Origin of the sequence: Arcobacter sp. AHV-9/2010, assembly GCF_004116575.1 — a bacterium.
In the GTDB taxonomy this organism is placed as follows: domain Bacteria; phylum Campylobacterota; class Campylobacteria; order Campylobacterales; family Arcobacteraceae; genus Aliarcobacter; species Aliarcobacter skirrowii.
This window is the reverse complement of sequence record NZ_PDKH01000001.1, coordinates 1-15116: the sequence shown is the minus strand read 5'-3', so window position 1 is coordinate 15116 and position 15116 is coordinate 1. Positions and strand designations below refer to the sequence as shown.

Below are 15116 nucleotides of genomic sequence, written 5' to 3'. Positions count from 1 at the left end.
TATGAGTAGTAAAAAATTTTTAAAAATTGTTTTAGGTTTATCTTTTTTTGTTGCAATATTAATTGGTGGGGTTAATTATATTGTTGATGCTTATGGTTTAAATTCTAATAAAAATAAATATATTAATAACTTAACCACTATCAACAATCCTTCTGTGACAAATTTAAAAATTAAATTTAAAGCAGATTATTATTTAATTGGTACTTCTCGAGTAATGAGAATTGATCCAAATCTAATTGAAAAATATTTAAATCATAAAAAAGTTTATAATATAAATATTTCAGGTGCAACATTTAAAGAAAATTCAATGTTAGCTTCTAAGTTAAAAGAACAAAATTTAAACTTTATATATGGATTTGATGCTTTTTCTCTAAATAAAAATAGATTAGAACAAAAAGATTTAATAAATAGATACGACTCGTTTAAAAATGCAATAAATGAAGATATAAATATTAATACATATTTTAGTATTGATTATTTTTTATTAAATATTAAGGATATATTAAAAAAAATATTAAAAATAGACTTATATAAATATTTTATTTTAGAAGATAATAAAGTTTGTAAAGTAACAATTGACGGAGTAGAAGAACATCTTGATTTATCCAATAAAGGAAATAAAAAATCATATACAAATTTTGAAATAGTAAAAGATGATGAAATTCTAAAACTTGCACAAAATACAAATAAAAATGATATTTTTATAATTTATCCTAAACATTTTTATCATTATATTTTATTCCAAAAATATCAAGATATTGAAGAAAAATATTTTAGTGCTATTAAACTTTTAGTAAAAAATACAAATGCACAAGTTTGGTCTTTTTATGGAATTAATAAAATTACATTAGATGAATATAATTTTGATGAAAATGGTTGGCATTTTAAACCGAAAATATCAAATTTAATTTTTGCAAAAATCTTTAATGACAAATCAGTAGAAGTTCCAGAAGACTTTGGAGTTTTAGTTACAAAAGATAATATTGATGAGCATTTAGAAAACTTAAGAAATCAAATAAAAGAGTATGATTTAAATAAAATTTTAGAGTAGCTTTTAACCATAAAATTATTATTGCATTTTGCAATATTTCTTTATATTTTCAACTTTATTTGCTAATATAATCTAAAATATATTTAAGAGGCAAATTATGAAATCAAGTGAAGCTATAAAAATATTTGAATAATTTAAAACAAAGATTAAAAGAAGAAGGAAAGTGATGGATAAGTAAGTCTTTTAATTAGTAAAACATAGTTGTCCGAAAAAATCGGACAACTAAAAATAAAATTACTTTCTCTTTACAGCTTTTGCGTTTGGTAAATCTGTGATAGATCCTTCATAAATCTCAGCAGCCATACCAATAGATTCATGTAGTGTTGGGTGAGCGTGAATTGTAAGTGCGATATCCTCTGCGTCACAATCCATCTCAAGAGCAAGAGATATTTCACCTAAAAGCTCTCCAGCATTCTCTCCAACAATAGCTCCTCCAATAAGCTGGTTTGTATCTTTATTAAAAATTAGTTTAGTAAGTCCTGTATTTGAAACATCACTAGCTAGTGCTCTTCCACTTGCACTCCAAGGAAATGAGCTAACTTCATAGTTAATACCAGCTTTTTTAGCTTCGATTTCAGTCATACCAGCCCATGCAATCTCAGGGAATGTATAAGCAATAGATGGTATCTGTTTTGGTTCAAAATATACTTTATGACCAGCAATAACTTCAGCAGCTACATGCCCTTCATGTACGGCTTTGTGAGCAAGCATAGGTTGACCAATAATATCTCCAATAGCAAATATATGATTTACTTTTGTTCGAAGTTGTGAATCAACTTTGATTAGTCCTTGTTCATCTACTTCTACATTTGTATTTTCAAGTCCTAGTTTGTTTCCATTTGCACTTCTTCCAAGAGCTACTAAAACAGCATCATATAAAATCCCCTCTTTAGGTGCATTTTCACCTTTGAACTCTACATAAATTCCATCTTGTTTTGGAATTATACTTTGAGTTTGAGTTTTGCTCATAATATTAAATCTATCTTTATTTGCTTTTGTATAAAGTTTTATCAAATCAGCATCAGTTCCAGTCATTAGTTGCTCTCCACGAATCGCAACATCAACTTGGCTTCCCAAAGTTGAATAAACTGTACCCATCTCAAGACCAATAATTCCACCACCAAGAATTAGAAGTTTTTTAGGAACTTCTTTTACCTCTAAAGCATCTGTTGAATCCCAAATTCTAGGGTCTTCATGAGGAATAAATGACATTTTAGAGCTTTGGCTTCCAGCTGCAATAATACAGTAATCAAAACTTACTTTTGATTTTTCGCCATTTGTAAGAGTTACTTCAACACTATGCTCATCTAAAAACTTAGCATAACCTTGAATATGATTTACCTTTCTCATTTTTGCCATTGCATCTAAACCACCAGTTAGTTTTTTTACAACGCCACTTTTATATTGTGCAACTTTTTGTATATCTATTTTTGGTTCTTCATAAAATATACCAGCATTTTTTATATGTTTTGCCTCTTCAATAACTTTTGCAACATGAAGTAAAGCTTTTGAAGGAATACAACCTACATTTAAACAAACTCCACCTAAAGTTGAGTATCTCTCAACAATAGTTGTTTCAAATCCTAAATCAGCACATCTAAAAGCAGCAGAATAACCACCAGGTCCTGCTCCAATTACTAAAACTTGAGTTTTAACTTCAGTCATTTTAACTCCTTATAGACTTAAAAGTCTTAAATCACTTAGGATTTGACTTAAAGTTGTTGTAAATCTAGCACCATCAGCACCATCTATTACTTTGTGATCATAAGATAGACTTAATGGAAGCATAAGTCTAGGTTTAAATTTCTTACCATTAAACACTGGTTTAATAGAAGATTTTGAAACCCCTAAAATGGCAACTTCAGGAGAGTTTATAATTGGTGTAAAGTATGTTCCACCAATTCCACCTAGGCTTGAAATAGTAAAGCATCCACCACTCATATCAGCACTAGTTAATTTTCCTTCTCTTGCTTTTTGCGATAGTTGTGCTAATTCAATTGCAATCTCTTTGAAACCTTTTTTATCTACATCTTTAATAACAGGTACTAAAAGACCATTTGGTGTATCAACTGCAACTCCAATATTAAAGTACTCTTTCATAATTAATTCTTGTCCGTCGCTACTTAAACTTGAGTTGAATTTTGGATGAATTTTTAGAGCTTTTTCAACTGCTTTTATTATAAATACAAGAGGTGAAAGTTTGAAATCTTTTGCTTTTTCATTTTGCTCTTTTCTGAACTCTTCAAGCTTCGTAATATCAGCTTCATCAAATTGTGTAACATGAGGTGCTGATAGATAGTTTTTATGTAAAAATGGTCCTGATACTTTTTGAACACGACTAAGCTCAACTCTTTGTACTTTCCCAAATTGTGAAAAATCAATCTCTTTTGACTCAGGAAGATTAAACCCAAATCCAACACCTGTTGCACTTGCTGGTTTATTAAGTTGCTCTTTTACATAAGCTTTTATATCTTCAACTACAATTCTTCCTTTTTTTGCACTTCCTTTTACAAAACCTAAATCAACTCCAAACTCTCTTGCAATTTTTCTTACACTTGGACTTGCATATACTTTTGTTGCTTTTTTAGATAATACTTTGCTCTCTTCTTCAATATCTGCACTTCTTGCAGCTACTTCTTGTAGTGTTGGAGTAGAAGGTGCAACTTTTTCAACTTTTGTAGGAGTAGTTGGTGTTTGGAATGCTGGAGTTGGAACTTTATTTTCTACAACAACAGTTTTTATCATTTTTGCAATTAAATCACCACTATTTATTTTTTGTCCAACTTCAACAAATAGTTCAATAATCTCTCCACCAAATGGTGCTGGAACATCCATTGAAGCTTTTTCTGTTTCAAGAGTTATTAAACCATGATCAGCTTCAACTATATCTCCAACTTTTACCATCACATCAATTAAATCAACATCTTTATCAGCACCTAAATCAGGAACTCTAACCTCTTCAACAACAGATTGAATAGATTGCTCTTTTACAAATTGTGTTGGAGTTTGAGTTATAACTTCCTCTTTAATCTCTTCAGCTTTAGCTTCATCATTAGAGTTCTCTTCTAAAACTTCAACTCTAGCTATTAAATCTCCACTATTAGCCTTATCTCCAACTTTTACTAAAATCTCTTTGATAATTCCAGCATGAGTTGTAGGAACATCCATAGAAGCTTTTTCAGTCTCTAAAGTAATAAGTCCATCTTCAACTTCAACTCTATCACCAACTTTAACCATGATATCAATTAAATCAACATCTTTATCAGCACCTAAATCAGGAATAAAAATATCATAAATTTTTGCCATTTTTTACTCCTTAAGCTTTTAGTGGATTGATTTTATTTGAATCAATCTCATATCTGTTTTTAGCTTCAAGAGCAACTTTTTTATCAATTTTTCCATTTCTTGCAAGTTGTGCAAGTGTTGTATAAACAATAAAATTAGTATCAACTTCAAAGAATTTTCTTAAATTTGCTCTACTATCACTTCTACCAAATCCATCAGTACCTAAAGCTTTAAAGCTTCCTTTTACAAAAGGAGCAATTTGTTCTGAGTAAGTTTTTACATAATCTGTTGCAGAGATAATAATATTATCCTCATCATCACCTAAAACACTATTTACATAAGATGATTTTGGCTCTTTTTCAATATTTAAAAGGTTTTCTCTCTCAACATCTTGTGCTTCTCTTGCTAATTCATTGTAAGAAGTTACAGAGAATAGTTCACTTGAAATTCCATACTCTTTTTCTAAAATCTCTGCCGCTTTTAAAACCTCTTGGAATATTGAACCAGAACCTAAAAGTTTAACTTTATAGTTGTTTTTAGCTTCAAAAGTTTTAACTTTATAGATTCCTTTTATAATTCCCTCTTCAACACCTTTTGGCATTGCAGGTTGTGCATAGTTCTCATTTAAAGTTGTTATATAGTAGAAAACATCCTCTTGTTTCTCTCCATACATTCTTTCCATTCCATTATGAACAATAACAGCAACTTCATAAGCATAAGTTGGATCATAAGTTATACAATTTGGAACTGTATTTGCTAAAATATGAGAGTGTCCATCTTCGTGTTGTAGTCCCTCTCCATTTAGTGTAGTTCTTCCACTTGTTCCACCAATTAGGAATCCTCTTGCTTTTTGATCTCCAGCAGCGTAACATAAATCTCCAGTTCGTTGGAATCCAAACATTGAGTAGAATATATAAAATGGAATCATTGGGCAATCATTTACTGAATATGATGTTGCAGCTGCTATCCATGAACTCATAGCTCCTAGTTCATTAATTCCCTCTTGTAGAACTTGACCTTTAATATCCTCTTTATAAAACGCAACTTGATCTTTATCTTGTGGAATATATTTTTGACCAACACTTGAGTAAATTCCAACTTGTCTAAACATACCTTCCATACCAAAAGTTCTAGCTTCATCTGGAACTATTGGAACAATATTTTTTCCAATATTTTTATCTTTTAATAGAACATTTAAAACTCTTACAAATGCCATTGTTGTAGATATTTCTCTATCTGCAGTACCTTCAAGCATTGCATCAAATGCATTTAAAGCTGGAAGCTCAAGTTTATTTGAGAATTTCTCTCTTCTTTGAGGAACATATCCACCAAGAGCAGCTCTTCTCTCTTGTAAATATTTAAACTCAGGTGAATTCTCTTCTGGTCTATAATATGAGAATGACTCAACTTGCTCATCTGTAAGAGGTAAATTAAATCTATCTCTAAATTGAATTAAGTTTGCAGTATCCACTTTTTTAACTTGGTGAGCAATATTCATACCCTCAGCAGCAGCTCCCATTCCATAACCTTTTACAGTTTTTGCTAAAATTACAGTTGGTCTTCCAACAGTTTCAGTGGCTCTTTTAAATGCAGCATAAACTTTTACAGGGTCATGTCCACCACGATTTAGTTTCCAAATATCATAATCACTCATATTTTCAACTAATTTTGCAGTCTCTGGATATTTGTTAAAGAAGTTTTCTCTTGTGTATGCTCCACCTTTTTGTTTAAAGTTTTGATACTCTCCATCAACTGTTTGCTCCATTAGTTCAAGAAGTTTTCCAGACTTATCTTTTTCTAATAAAGAGTCCCATAATCCTCCCCAAATAACTTTAAGAACTTCCCATCCAGCACCTCTGAATTGTCCTTCAAGCTCTTGAATGATTTTTCCATTTCCTCTTACTGGACCATCTAGTCTTTGTAGGTTACAGTTAATTACAAATATTAAGTTATCTAATCCTTCTCGTCCAGCAAGTCCAATAGCTCCTAATGATTCAGGTTCATCAGTCTCACCATCTCCTAAAAAGCAGTAAACTTTTTGTCCACTACAATCTTTTATTCCTCTATTTGTAAGATATTTTAAAAATCTTGCTTGATAAATAGCTTGTAAAGGTCCAAGTCCCATAGATACAGTTGGAAATTGCCAATAAGAAGGCATTAATTTTGGGTGTGGATAAGATGATAATCCATTTGCAAAAGCCTCTTGTCTAAAGTTATCCATTTGCTCTTCGCTAATTCTTCCTTCAACAAAACTTCTAGCATAAATACCAGGACTTATGTGACCTTGGAAAAATATTAAATCTCCACCATCTTTCTCATTTGGTGCTTTAAAAAAGTGATTAAAAGCAACATCATAAATAGTTGCAGAAGATTGAAATGATGCAATATGACCACCTAGTTCTAAACCTTTTTTAGAAGCTCTTTGAACCATAATTTGAGCATTCCATCTAATAATAGATCTAATTTTTCTCTCAATATCCATATCAGCTGGCATTTTTGGCTCTTCATTAGTTCCAATAGTGTTTATATATGCAGTTGTAGCACTATATGGAAGATGCGCACCGCTTCTTCTTGATTTATCAATTAACTTCTCAAGTAAAAAATGAGCTCTCTCAACTCCTTCTTCCTCGATAATTGCCTCTAAAGCCTCCATCCATTCTTGTGTCTCTAATGGATTAATATCTTCTAAATTTAACTTTGGCATGAAACCCCTTTTATAAAAGTTATCTTAATTTTTTAAATTAGTTTGCAATTTTAATACAAATTAAATTATAATTCACTTATATCATATTTTTTAGGATAAAAGCATATGAAGTTTAACAATGAATTTAGATTGATTATAACACAAAATTTTAGTTCAAGTATTAATTCAAATATTGATAAAGCACTATTTAAATCATTTGAAAATGATTCAAAGCCAATATTAAGAGTCTATTCTTGGGAAGATTGTGTTACTTTAGGAGCTGGACAAAAATTAGATGATTACGAAAAGTTACAAAATAGTTACAAAAATAATATATCTAAGAGATTAACAGGTGGTGGAGTCTTATTTCATGGTCATGATATCTCATATACAATTTTGTTAAATCCAAATATGATAGAGAATAAAGATGTAAAAGAGACATACTTTTTAATATGTCAATTTTTATTAAAATTTTATGAAGATTTAGGATTAAAACCAAAATTTGCAAAAGATGATGAGAGTATAGTTTTAAGTAAAAGTCCTTTTTGTCAAGTTGGATTTGAAGCATATGATATTATAATCGATGGTAAAAAAATAGGTGGAAATGCACAAAAAAGAGCTAAAAATTGTATACTTCAACACGGTTCAATTCCTCTTTATACAAAACAAAAAGATGAGGTTTTTGGAACTTCATTAGAGGATTTTGGTATAAAATTAAATTTTGAAGAGGCAAAAGATAGATTAATAAAAGCATTTAAAACTACATTTAATGTAGAGTTTTTAGAAGATAAGTTAAATAAAAAAGAGTTAGAAATTTTAGATAGTTTAAATAAGGATAGTTAAAAATGACACAACAAATAGATTTTAAAGAGAGAGTAAATTTTAAAAAACCTGAGTGGTTAAGAAAAAAACTAACTCCTCACACACAAATTGAGATGGAGAATTTGCTTAAAGATGTAGGTGGACTTCATACAATTTGTCAAGAGGCAAAATGTCCCAATATTAGTGAGTGTTTTGCAAATAAAAATGCTACATTTTTAATTTTGGGAAATATATGCACAAGAAGATGTACATATTGCAATGTAACAACTGGAAAACCACATAGTGTTGATTTAAGTGAAATTCAAAAAGTAACAACTTCTGTATTAAGACTTGGACTTAAATTTGTAGTTATTACAAGTCCAGCTAGAGATGATTTAGCAGATGGTGGAGCAGAGCAATTTTACAAAGTAACAAGAGATATTTTGGAAAAATCTCCTCAAACAAAAGTTGAGATTTTAATTCCAGATTTCAAAGCAAATGAAGAGAGCTTAAAAAAAGTAATAGATTCTGGAGCTACAATTATTGGACACAATGTAGAAACAGTTCCTTCTTTATATCGTATAAGAAGAAATGGAACTTATGAGAGAAGTTTAGAGGTTTTAAGAAAATTAAAAGAGCTTGGTGGTGATAAGATTAAAACAAAAAGTGCTTTAATGGTTGGACTTGGAGAAACTGAAGAGGAGATGGTGCAAGTATTTAAAGATTTACTAAATGTTGGTTGTAAGTTTTTAAGTATTGGTCAATATTTAGCACCAAGTGGAGATTTTGAAAAAGTTATAGAGTATGTTAAACCTGAACAGTTTAAACGATATGAAAAATTAGCCTATGATTTGGGATTTGAGTTTGTAAAAGCAAGTCCATATGCAAGAAGTTCATATATGGCTCACCAATATCTACAAGAGTAGTTAAAATTTAAACTCTATTTATGGAGTAAATTACTCCATAAAAGAGATAGTTTTGAAAAACTCTCTATATTTTGTATCTTTTTCATCTCTAGCTTTCATAGCAGCTCTTGGATGTTCGTTTAGTTGACCTGTTATCATGTATGGAATACTATATCCCCAGTCAAGTTTTTTCTCTAAATCCACTATATAGTTTTCAATAAACTCTAAAACTGGCATCTGTTTATATTTTGGATTTTTCAAAAATCCTAAAAGAAGTTCAAGTGGGCAATTTCCAGCTCCTCGTCCTAGACCTGAAACTGTAACATCAAGGAAACTTGCTCCATAAATCATAGCTTCTAAAGTGTTTGCATATGCAAGTTGAAGATTGTTGTGTGCATGAATTCCAACTTTTTTACCAGATTTTTCTGCAAAACTTAGATATTTTTCTGTTAAATCTCTTATTTGTTCTGGATAAAATGATCCAAAACTATCAGCTATATAAATTACATCAACATTTGTTTTGCTTAAAGCTTCTAAAACTTCATCTAGCTCTTTTTCTGATACTTTTGAAATAGCCATAATATTTACAGTTGTTTCATAACCTTTTGCGTGAGCATCTTCTATTAGTTCAATTGCTGCTGGAATTTGGTGAATGTATGTTGCTATTCTTATCATATCAACAACACTTTCACTCTTTGGTCTAAGCTCTTCTTTTAGGCTTCTTCCAATATCACTCATAACAGCAATTTTTAGATTTGTATTATTTTCCCCAACAACTCTTCTAATATCCTCTTCTTTACAAAAATTCCAAGGTCCATACTCATCTTCACTCATAAGTGTAGGAGATACATTTTTACCAATCTCCATATAATCAACACCAGCTTTTACACACATTTCATAGTGAGCCTTTACAAATTCATCACTAAAGTAAAAATTATTTACAAGTCCACCATCTCTAATAGTGCAATCAAAAACTTTTAAATCTTCTCTAACTGAAAGGATAGTCCCTTTTTTTTCCAACATATTATTCCTTCAAAATTTTAGTCAATTATCTTAGCAAAAGATAATAAAAAGATAAATTAATAAAATTAATTTTCTAGTTTATTTTTATAAATATCCTCATTTATCTCTTTATCTTTTAGAAGCTTATCATTTATTAAAAAATGATACAATACTACCCAAAAATTAAAGAATGAGTTTAGAGTATGACAAAAGAAGAGTATGATAAAAAAATAGAGAAATTAATAGCTTGGGCAAAGGCATATTATGTTTTTGATGAGCCACTTGCTAGCGATGAAGAGTATGATTTACTAGCTAGAGAGTGTTTGGATTTTGAGCAAAATAATCCACTTTTAAGTAATCCAAATTCACCAAATAAAAGAGTTGGTGGGTATGTATTAGATAGTTTTTCAAAAGCTACTCATCTTAGTCGTATGTGGAGTCAAGAGGATATTTTTGATACAAAAGAGCTTGAAGATTGGATAAAAAGAGCTTCAAAAGCTGGTGATGAGTTGGAGTTTTTTATTCAGCCAAAGTTTGACGGAGCTAGTTTGAATTTAATATATGAAGATGGTGTTTTAAAAAAAGCAATTACAAGAGGAGATGGAAGCGTTGGTGAAGATGTAACTCACAATGTTTTAACAATTCACTCAATTCCACTACAAATAGAAGAGAGATCACTAATAGAGATTAGAGGTGAAGTTGTAATAAAAAAAGATGATTTTTTAAAAATAAATGAAGAGAGATTAAAAAACAACGAAACTCCATTTGCAAATCCAAGAAATGCCGCTGCTGGAAGTTTAAGGCAGCTTGACTCTAAAATTACAGCAAAAAGAAAACTATATTTTACTCCTTGGGGAGTAGGGCAAAACTCTTTAAATTTTTCAAAAACAAGTGATTTGATGAACTATATATTCTCTTTGGGATTTGATGAAGCTCCTATGCAAACCATTTGTAAAGATGCAGTTGAAATTGAAGATGTATATAAAAATATGGTAGAAAAAAGAGATAGTTTTTCCATGCTTCTTGATGGTATGGTTATAAAAATCAATAGCATAGATACTCAAAATAGTTTGGGCTACACACAAAAATTTCCAAGATGGTCGTGTGCATATAAGTTTCCAGCAATAGAGAAAACTACAAAACTAAAAGATATTATATTACAAGTTGGAAGAACAGGAGTTGTAACTCCAGTTGCTATTGTAAATCCAGTTGAAATTGAAGGTGCAGTTGTTGAAAGAGCAACACTTCACAACTTTGATGAGATACAAAGGCTTGATTTAAAAATAAATGATGAGATAATAATTATTAGAAGTGGAGATGTAATACCCAAAATTACAAAAGTTTTAAAAGATAGAAGAGATGGAACTCAAAGAGATATTTTAAAACCAAAAGAGTGTCCAGATTGTAAAAGTGAACTTTTAATAGAAGATATTATGATTAAGTGTCAAAATCTTGATTGTCCATCAAGAGTTGTAAACTCAATAATATATTTTGCAAGTAAAAATTGCTTAAATATTGATGGTTTGGGTGAGAAAATAGTTGAGCTTTTAGTAAATGAAAAAAAGATATATGATATTTTGGATTTATACTCTTTGAGATATGAGGATTTACAAAATCTTGAAGGGTTCAAAGATAAAAAAATAAACAATCTATTAAACGCAATAGAGAACTCAAAAAATAGTGAGCTATATAGAGTGCTTACAGCTTTGGGAATTGAGCATATTGGAGAGGTTGCATCAAAAGCAATTTGTTCTAAATTTGGTTTAGCTTTAGTTGATATTACTTATGATGATTTAATCTCTATTGATGGAATAGGGGAGCAAATGGCAAACTCATTTTTAGAGTTTTTTAGAGTAAATCGTGAACTTGTGCTAAAGCTATTTGAGATACTAAATCCAAAAGTAACAATAAAAGAGGAAGCAAGAGAAAATATCTTTAAAAATAAGACGGTAGTAGTTACTGGAACTATGAGTAAAAGTAGAGATGAGATAAAAAACTTTTTAGAAAATCTTGGAGCAAAGGTGAGCTCTAGTGTATCAAAAAAGACAGATTTTGTGATTTTTGGTGAAGATGCTGGAAGCAAGTATGATAAGGCAATTGAACTTGGAGTTAAAACTCTAAGCGAAGAGGATATGTACTCCTCTTTGGAGTAAATCTATCTTTTTTGGCTTTTTGAATCAAAGAGTTTTAAGATGTTTTTATAAGCATCTGCAAACTCTAAACTAATCAAAGACTCTTTACCATTTATGATATTTAAAGATTTTTCAATACTCTCTTTTGTAAATATATCAACAAATGCATCTTTAAAATCATCAAAGTTTTGATTCTCTTCATAAACTCTTAAAACTTGTGCAAGTGTGTAGTTAAAATCTTTGTTTGATTGTTCTAAATAAAAAATAGCCTCTTCATACTCTTTTTGTTTTATTAAAATATCTGCTTTGAACTCAAATAGAGTAAAGTCATTTTTAAATACAACACCAATAAATGCACCAACATTTACAGAGTCATCAAAACCACTTAACTCATCAAGAAGCTCTTCTAAATCGTAACTCTCTTTATTTAAAATAAAATCTCTTATTAATTTTCCTTGATTTTTATTGTTGTAGATGAGGTCTTCAAGTGGATAAATCTCTGAAAAATTTGGAACTATCATTTGACAAGAGTAAAAACCCAAGTAGTCATACTCTCTTAAATATATAGTTTTATCTTCTTTATCTAAAATATTTTTTAATAGTTCAAACTGTTTAGAACTATCTTTTTCTTCAAATTTCCAAGGAGTGTATCTAAATGATTTATTCTTATTTAAAAATTGAATAGCAACTTTTGCATTTGAATCAACAAAGTGAGACTCCAAATTTGAATTTGATGCAACATCCTCTAAATCAAAACTAGGTTTTTCAAAGCTATCAAGTTCATCTATATCTCTTCCTTGCAAAAGCTCTGTTAATGTTCTTTCTATTGAAACTTCTAAAATGTTATGGCTTCCAAAAGATAAAAATAGGGTGTTGTTTTTTGGATTTATAAATGCTATTGCTGTAACTGGATATTTTCCATTTAGTGAAGCATCATAAACTTTTAGAATAAAACCATGATTTTCTAAAGTTCTAATATCTTCACTAATTTTAGAAAAACTGTTTATAAGCTCTTTTGGAAACTCTGGAAGAGCTAATCCTTCACTTATTACTTTTAATTTTACATATCTTTCAAAAATTTCACAAAGTGCTTGAACCTTTGCTTCATTTTGTGTATTTCCTGTAGATAATCCATTACTTGCGTATAGATTTGATAATATACTTGTAGGAAAATATACCTTCTTTTTTGTGGTTTGATTTATAAATGGAAGAGAGATGATTTTATCAAAATTGTTTGAATTGAAATCCAAATAATCACTGTTTTCAACTCCATCCATAGTGTAATATTTTTTTATCTCATCATCTAAAAAATCTTCATTTTTATCAAACTCTTTTTGATCTAAAAAGAATTTTCTACCTTCTAAATAGAAATCATTAAAATAAAGATTTGTTTGAAGTCTTTCTATAAACTCTCCATAAGCACTTGCTAAACAAGAGTTTAAAAGAGTTCCTTTTCCATTTGAAAAAATAAAATTATTTGCACCTTCAAAACTTAAATTTATTGAAAAGCTATTTTTTACAGGATTTTTCTCTTTTGATAGTCTGATTTTGTATCCAAAATCATCTATGATTTTTTTCATTTTTTTTAAGCTTACTTCTAGTGGAGCATCTTTTGATATAAAGTTCATATATTTATTTTCTTTTACTTTCTAAAAAATTTAGTAAGTATAGCTAAAAGAGCTTGTATTTTATTTTCAAGTATAACTTATTGTCTTTTATCATACATAAAAAAGGAAAATTATGAATAAATATATACTATAAAGTTATTCATCTTTATTTATTTCAAAATCTAGCAAACTCTTTTTTCTCTCAATTCCCCATCTATAACCACTCATAGCACCACTTTTTGCTATTACTCTGTGGCAAGGGATGAGATATCCAATATGATTTTTTCCAATAGCACTTGCAACTGCTCTTACAGATTTTGGTCTATCTACAATATTTGCAATATCGCTATAAGTTGTAATTTCTCCATTTGGGATATTTATTAATGCTTTCCAAACATTTATTTGAAGATTAGTCCCTTTTACAAAAAGGGGATATCTTTTATTTTTTATAAAGATATTTTCCAAATACTCATTTGCTAATTTTTCATTAAAAACTAAGTTTGCATTTTCCCAAAGTTCATTAAATCTTTGAAAAATATCTTTTTTATTGTTATCACAAAAACCCAAATAGCATACTCCTTTAGAGGTAAATCCAATCAAAGCTTCACCAAAAGGAGTCTGTCCAAAACCATAAGTTATCTCTACATCTTTACCTTTTTCTTTCCACTCTTTTGGAGTAACTCCAATTAAGTTTACAAAAAGTTCGTGAAGACGGCTTGAACTTGATAGTCCAATATCTAAACTACTATCAAGAATAGATTTGGACTCTTTTATATGCTCTTTTGCATAGTTTAAAGTAACACTATGCAAAAACTGTTGTGGAGTAAGACCAACATAATCTTTAAAAACTCTTATAAAATGGTACTTACTCATTCCAACATTTAAAGCAATTTCATCAATACTTGGATGAGATTTGAAGTTCTCATCTATGTATTTGATAGCTTTTTCTATTTGATTATAAGTAGAACTATTTTTTTCTATTTCCACTTTTTTCTCTTTATTAATATGTCGAACTACTGTAAATCACAAACTTACTAGCTAACTCTTCAAGCTCTTTGTTTATTTTTTTATGTAACTCTTTATCTTCAATATTATCTAATACATCACAAATTTTATTTGCAATATATTCAAACTCTTTCTCTTTCATTCCTCTTGCTGTTAGTGCTGGGCTTCCTATTCTAATACCACTTGTAACAAATGGACTTCTTGTCTCTCCTGGAACTGTGTTTTTATTTACTGTAATTCCTGCATCTCCAAGTGCTGCATCTGCATCTTTTCCACTAAATGGTTTATTTAAGAAAGATACTAGAACTAAGTGATTATCTGTTCCACCACTTACAATATCGTAACCTCTACTTACTAGAACTTCTGCTAATACTTTTGCATTTGCTTTTACTTGTTTTGCATAGCTTTTCCATTTTGGATCAAGTATCTCTTTAAATGTAACAGCTTTAGCAGCAATTACATGAACTAAAGGTCCTCCTTGAAGTCCTGGGAAAATAGCACTATTTATTTTTTTAGCTATCTCTTCATCATTTGTCATAATCATACCACCTCTTGGACCTCTTAGAGTCTTATGAGTTGTTGTTGTTACAACATGAGCATATGGAAATGGACTCATATGCTCACCAGCAGCAACAAGTCCAGCAA

General features: G+C 29.7%; 10 protein-coding genes and 1 pseudogene. 4 read left to right on the top strand and 7 right to left on the bottom strand.

Features of this window, described 5'->3' with window-relative positions:
• Nucleotide 1 precedes the first annotated feature (1 nt).
• On the top strand, nt 2-1051 hold the full coding sequence (locus CRU94_RS00055; protein ID WP_129104811.1) for a hypothetical protein: 1050 nt from the start codon (nt 2-4) through the stop codon (nt 1049-1051).
• Between the two features lie 234 nt (nt 1052-1285).
• Here the strand turns inward: CRU94_RS00055 and lpdA are convergent, their stop codons facing one another.
• From lpdA to aceE, 3 genes are read right to left on the bottom strand one after another with little or no spacing between them, the layout of a single operon-like run.
• Nucleotides 1286-2716 (bottom strand): dihydrolipoyl dehydrogenase, encoded by a 1431-nt coding sequence (gene lpdA / locus CRU94_RS00050; RefSeq protein ID WP_129104810.1) that lies wholly within the window; start codon nt 2714-2716, stop codon nt 1286-1288.
• A 9-nt stretch (nt 2717-2725) separates the two neighbouring features.
• A complete protein-coding gene (gene aceF, locus CRU94_RS00045; RefSeq protein ID WP_129104809.1) occupies nt 2726-4357 on the bottom strand; it encodes a dihydrolipoyllysine-residue acetyltransferase in 1632 nt (543 codons plus the stop codon).
• A 10-nt stretch (nt 4358-4367) separates the two neighbouring features.
• Nucleotides 4368-7040: a pyruvate dehydrogenase (acetyl-transferring), homodimeric type gene (aceE, locus tag CRU94_RS00040; protein ID WP_129104808.1), complete on the bottom strand. Its 2673-nt coding sequence runs from the start codon at nt 7038-7040 to the stop codon at nt 4368-4370.
• A 105-nt stretch (nt 7041-7145) separates the two neighbouring features.
• On the opposite strand from aceE, the gene CRU94_RS00035 reads away from it, so the two are divergent.
• Entirely contained in the window at nt 7146-7862 is a 717-nt protein-coding gene (locus CRU94_RS00035) for a lipoate--protein ligase family protein (protein WP_129104807.1), read from the top strand.
• A gap of 2 nt (nt 7863-7864) precedes the next feature.
• Entirely contained in the window at nt 7865-8746 is an 882-nt protein-coding gene (gene lipA / locus CRU94_RS00030; RefSeq protein WP_129104806.1) for a lipoyl synthase, read from the top strand.
• A gap of 30 nt (nt 8747-8776) precedes the next feature.
• Here the strand turns inward: lipA and CRU94_RS00025 are convergent, their stop codons facing one another.
• Nucleotides 8777-9748, bottom strand: a complete 972-nt coding sequence (locus CRU94_RS00025; protein ID WP_129104805.1) for an aldolase catalytic domain-containing protein — start codon at nt 9746-9748, stop codon at nt 8777-8779.
• Nucleotides 9749-9930: 182 nt separating this feature from the next.
• On the opposite strand from CRU94_RS00025, the gene ligA reads away from it, so the two are divergent.
• Nucleotides 9931-11880, top strand: a complete 1950-nt coding sequence (ligA, locus tag CRU94_RS00020; protein ID WP_129104804.1) for an NAD-dependent DNA ligase LigA — start codon at nt 9931-9933, stop codon at nt 11878-11880.
• A 2-nt stretch (nt 11881-11882) separates the two neighbouring features.
• Here ligA and CRU94_RS00015 read toward each other — a convergent pair whose 3' ends face one another.
• The 3 genes and pseudogenes from CRU94_RS00015 to glyA form a co-directional block, all read right to left on the bottom strand.
• Complete coding sequence (locus tag CRU94_RS00015; RefSeq protein ID WP_129104803.1) at nt 11883-13487, bottom strand: YcaO-like family protein; 1605 nt, start codon at nt 13485-13487, stop codon at nt 11883-11885.
• A gap of 135 nt (nt 13488-13622) precedes the next feature.
• On the bottom strand, nt 13623-14453 hold the full coding sequence (locus tag CRU94_RS00010; protein ID WP_258237334.1) for a bifunctional helix-turn-helix domain-containing protein/methylated-DNA--[protein]-cysteine S-methyltransferase: 831 nt from the start codon (nt 14451-14453) through the stop codon (nt 13623-13625).
• A 13-nt stretch (nt 14454-14466) separates the two neighbouring features.
• Nucleotides 14467-15116, bottom strand: a pseudogene (glyA, locus tag CRU94_RS00005) (serine hydroxymethyltransferase); the annotation flags it as partial.

What these genes read in the sequence shown, in the direction of transcription:
- CRU94_RS00055 (WP_129104811.1), top strand. Translation starts at nt 2, where the DNA reads ATGAGTAGTAAAAAATTTTTAAAAATTGTTTTAGGTTTATCTTTTTTT.
- lpdA (WP_129104810.1), bottom strand. Translation starts at nt 2,716, where the DNA reads ATGACTGAAGTTAAAACTCAAGTTTTAGTAATTGGAGCAGGACCTGGT.
- aceF (WP_129104809.1), bottom strand. Translation starts at nt 4,357, where the DNA reads ATGGCAAAAATTTATGATATTTTTATTCCTGATTTAGGTGCTGATAAA.
- aceE (WP_129104808.1), bottom strand. Translation starts at nt 7,040, where the DNA reads ATGCCAAAGTTAAATTTAGAAGATATTAATCCATTAGAGACACAAGAA.
- CRU94_RS00035 (WP_129104807.1), top strand. Translation starts at nt 7,146, where the DNA reads ATGAAGTTTAACAATGAATTTAGATTGATTATAACACAAAATTTTAGT.
- lipA (WP_129104806.1), top strand. Translation starts at nt 7,865, where the DNA reads ATGACACAACAAATAGATTTTAAAGAGAGAGTAAATTTTAAAAAACCT.
- CRU94_RS00025 (WP_129104805.1), bottom strand. Translation starts at nt 9,748, where the DNA reads ATGTTGGAAAAAAAAGGGACTATCCTTTCAGTTAGAGAAGATTTAAAA.
- ligA (WP_129104804.1), top strand. Translation starts at nt 9,931, where the DNA reads ATGACAAAAGAAGAGTATGATAAAAAAATAGAGAAATTAATAGCTTGG.
- CRU94_RS00015 (WP_129104803.1), bottom strand. Translation starts at nt 13,487, where the DNA reads ATGAACTTTATATCAAAAGATGCTCCACTAGAAGTAAGCTTAAAAAAA.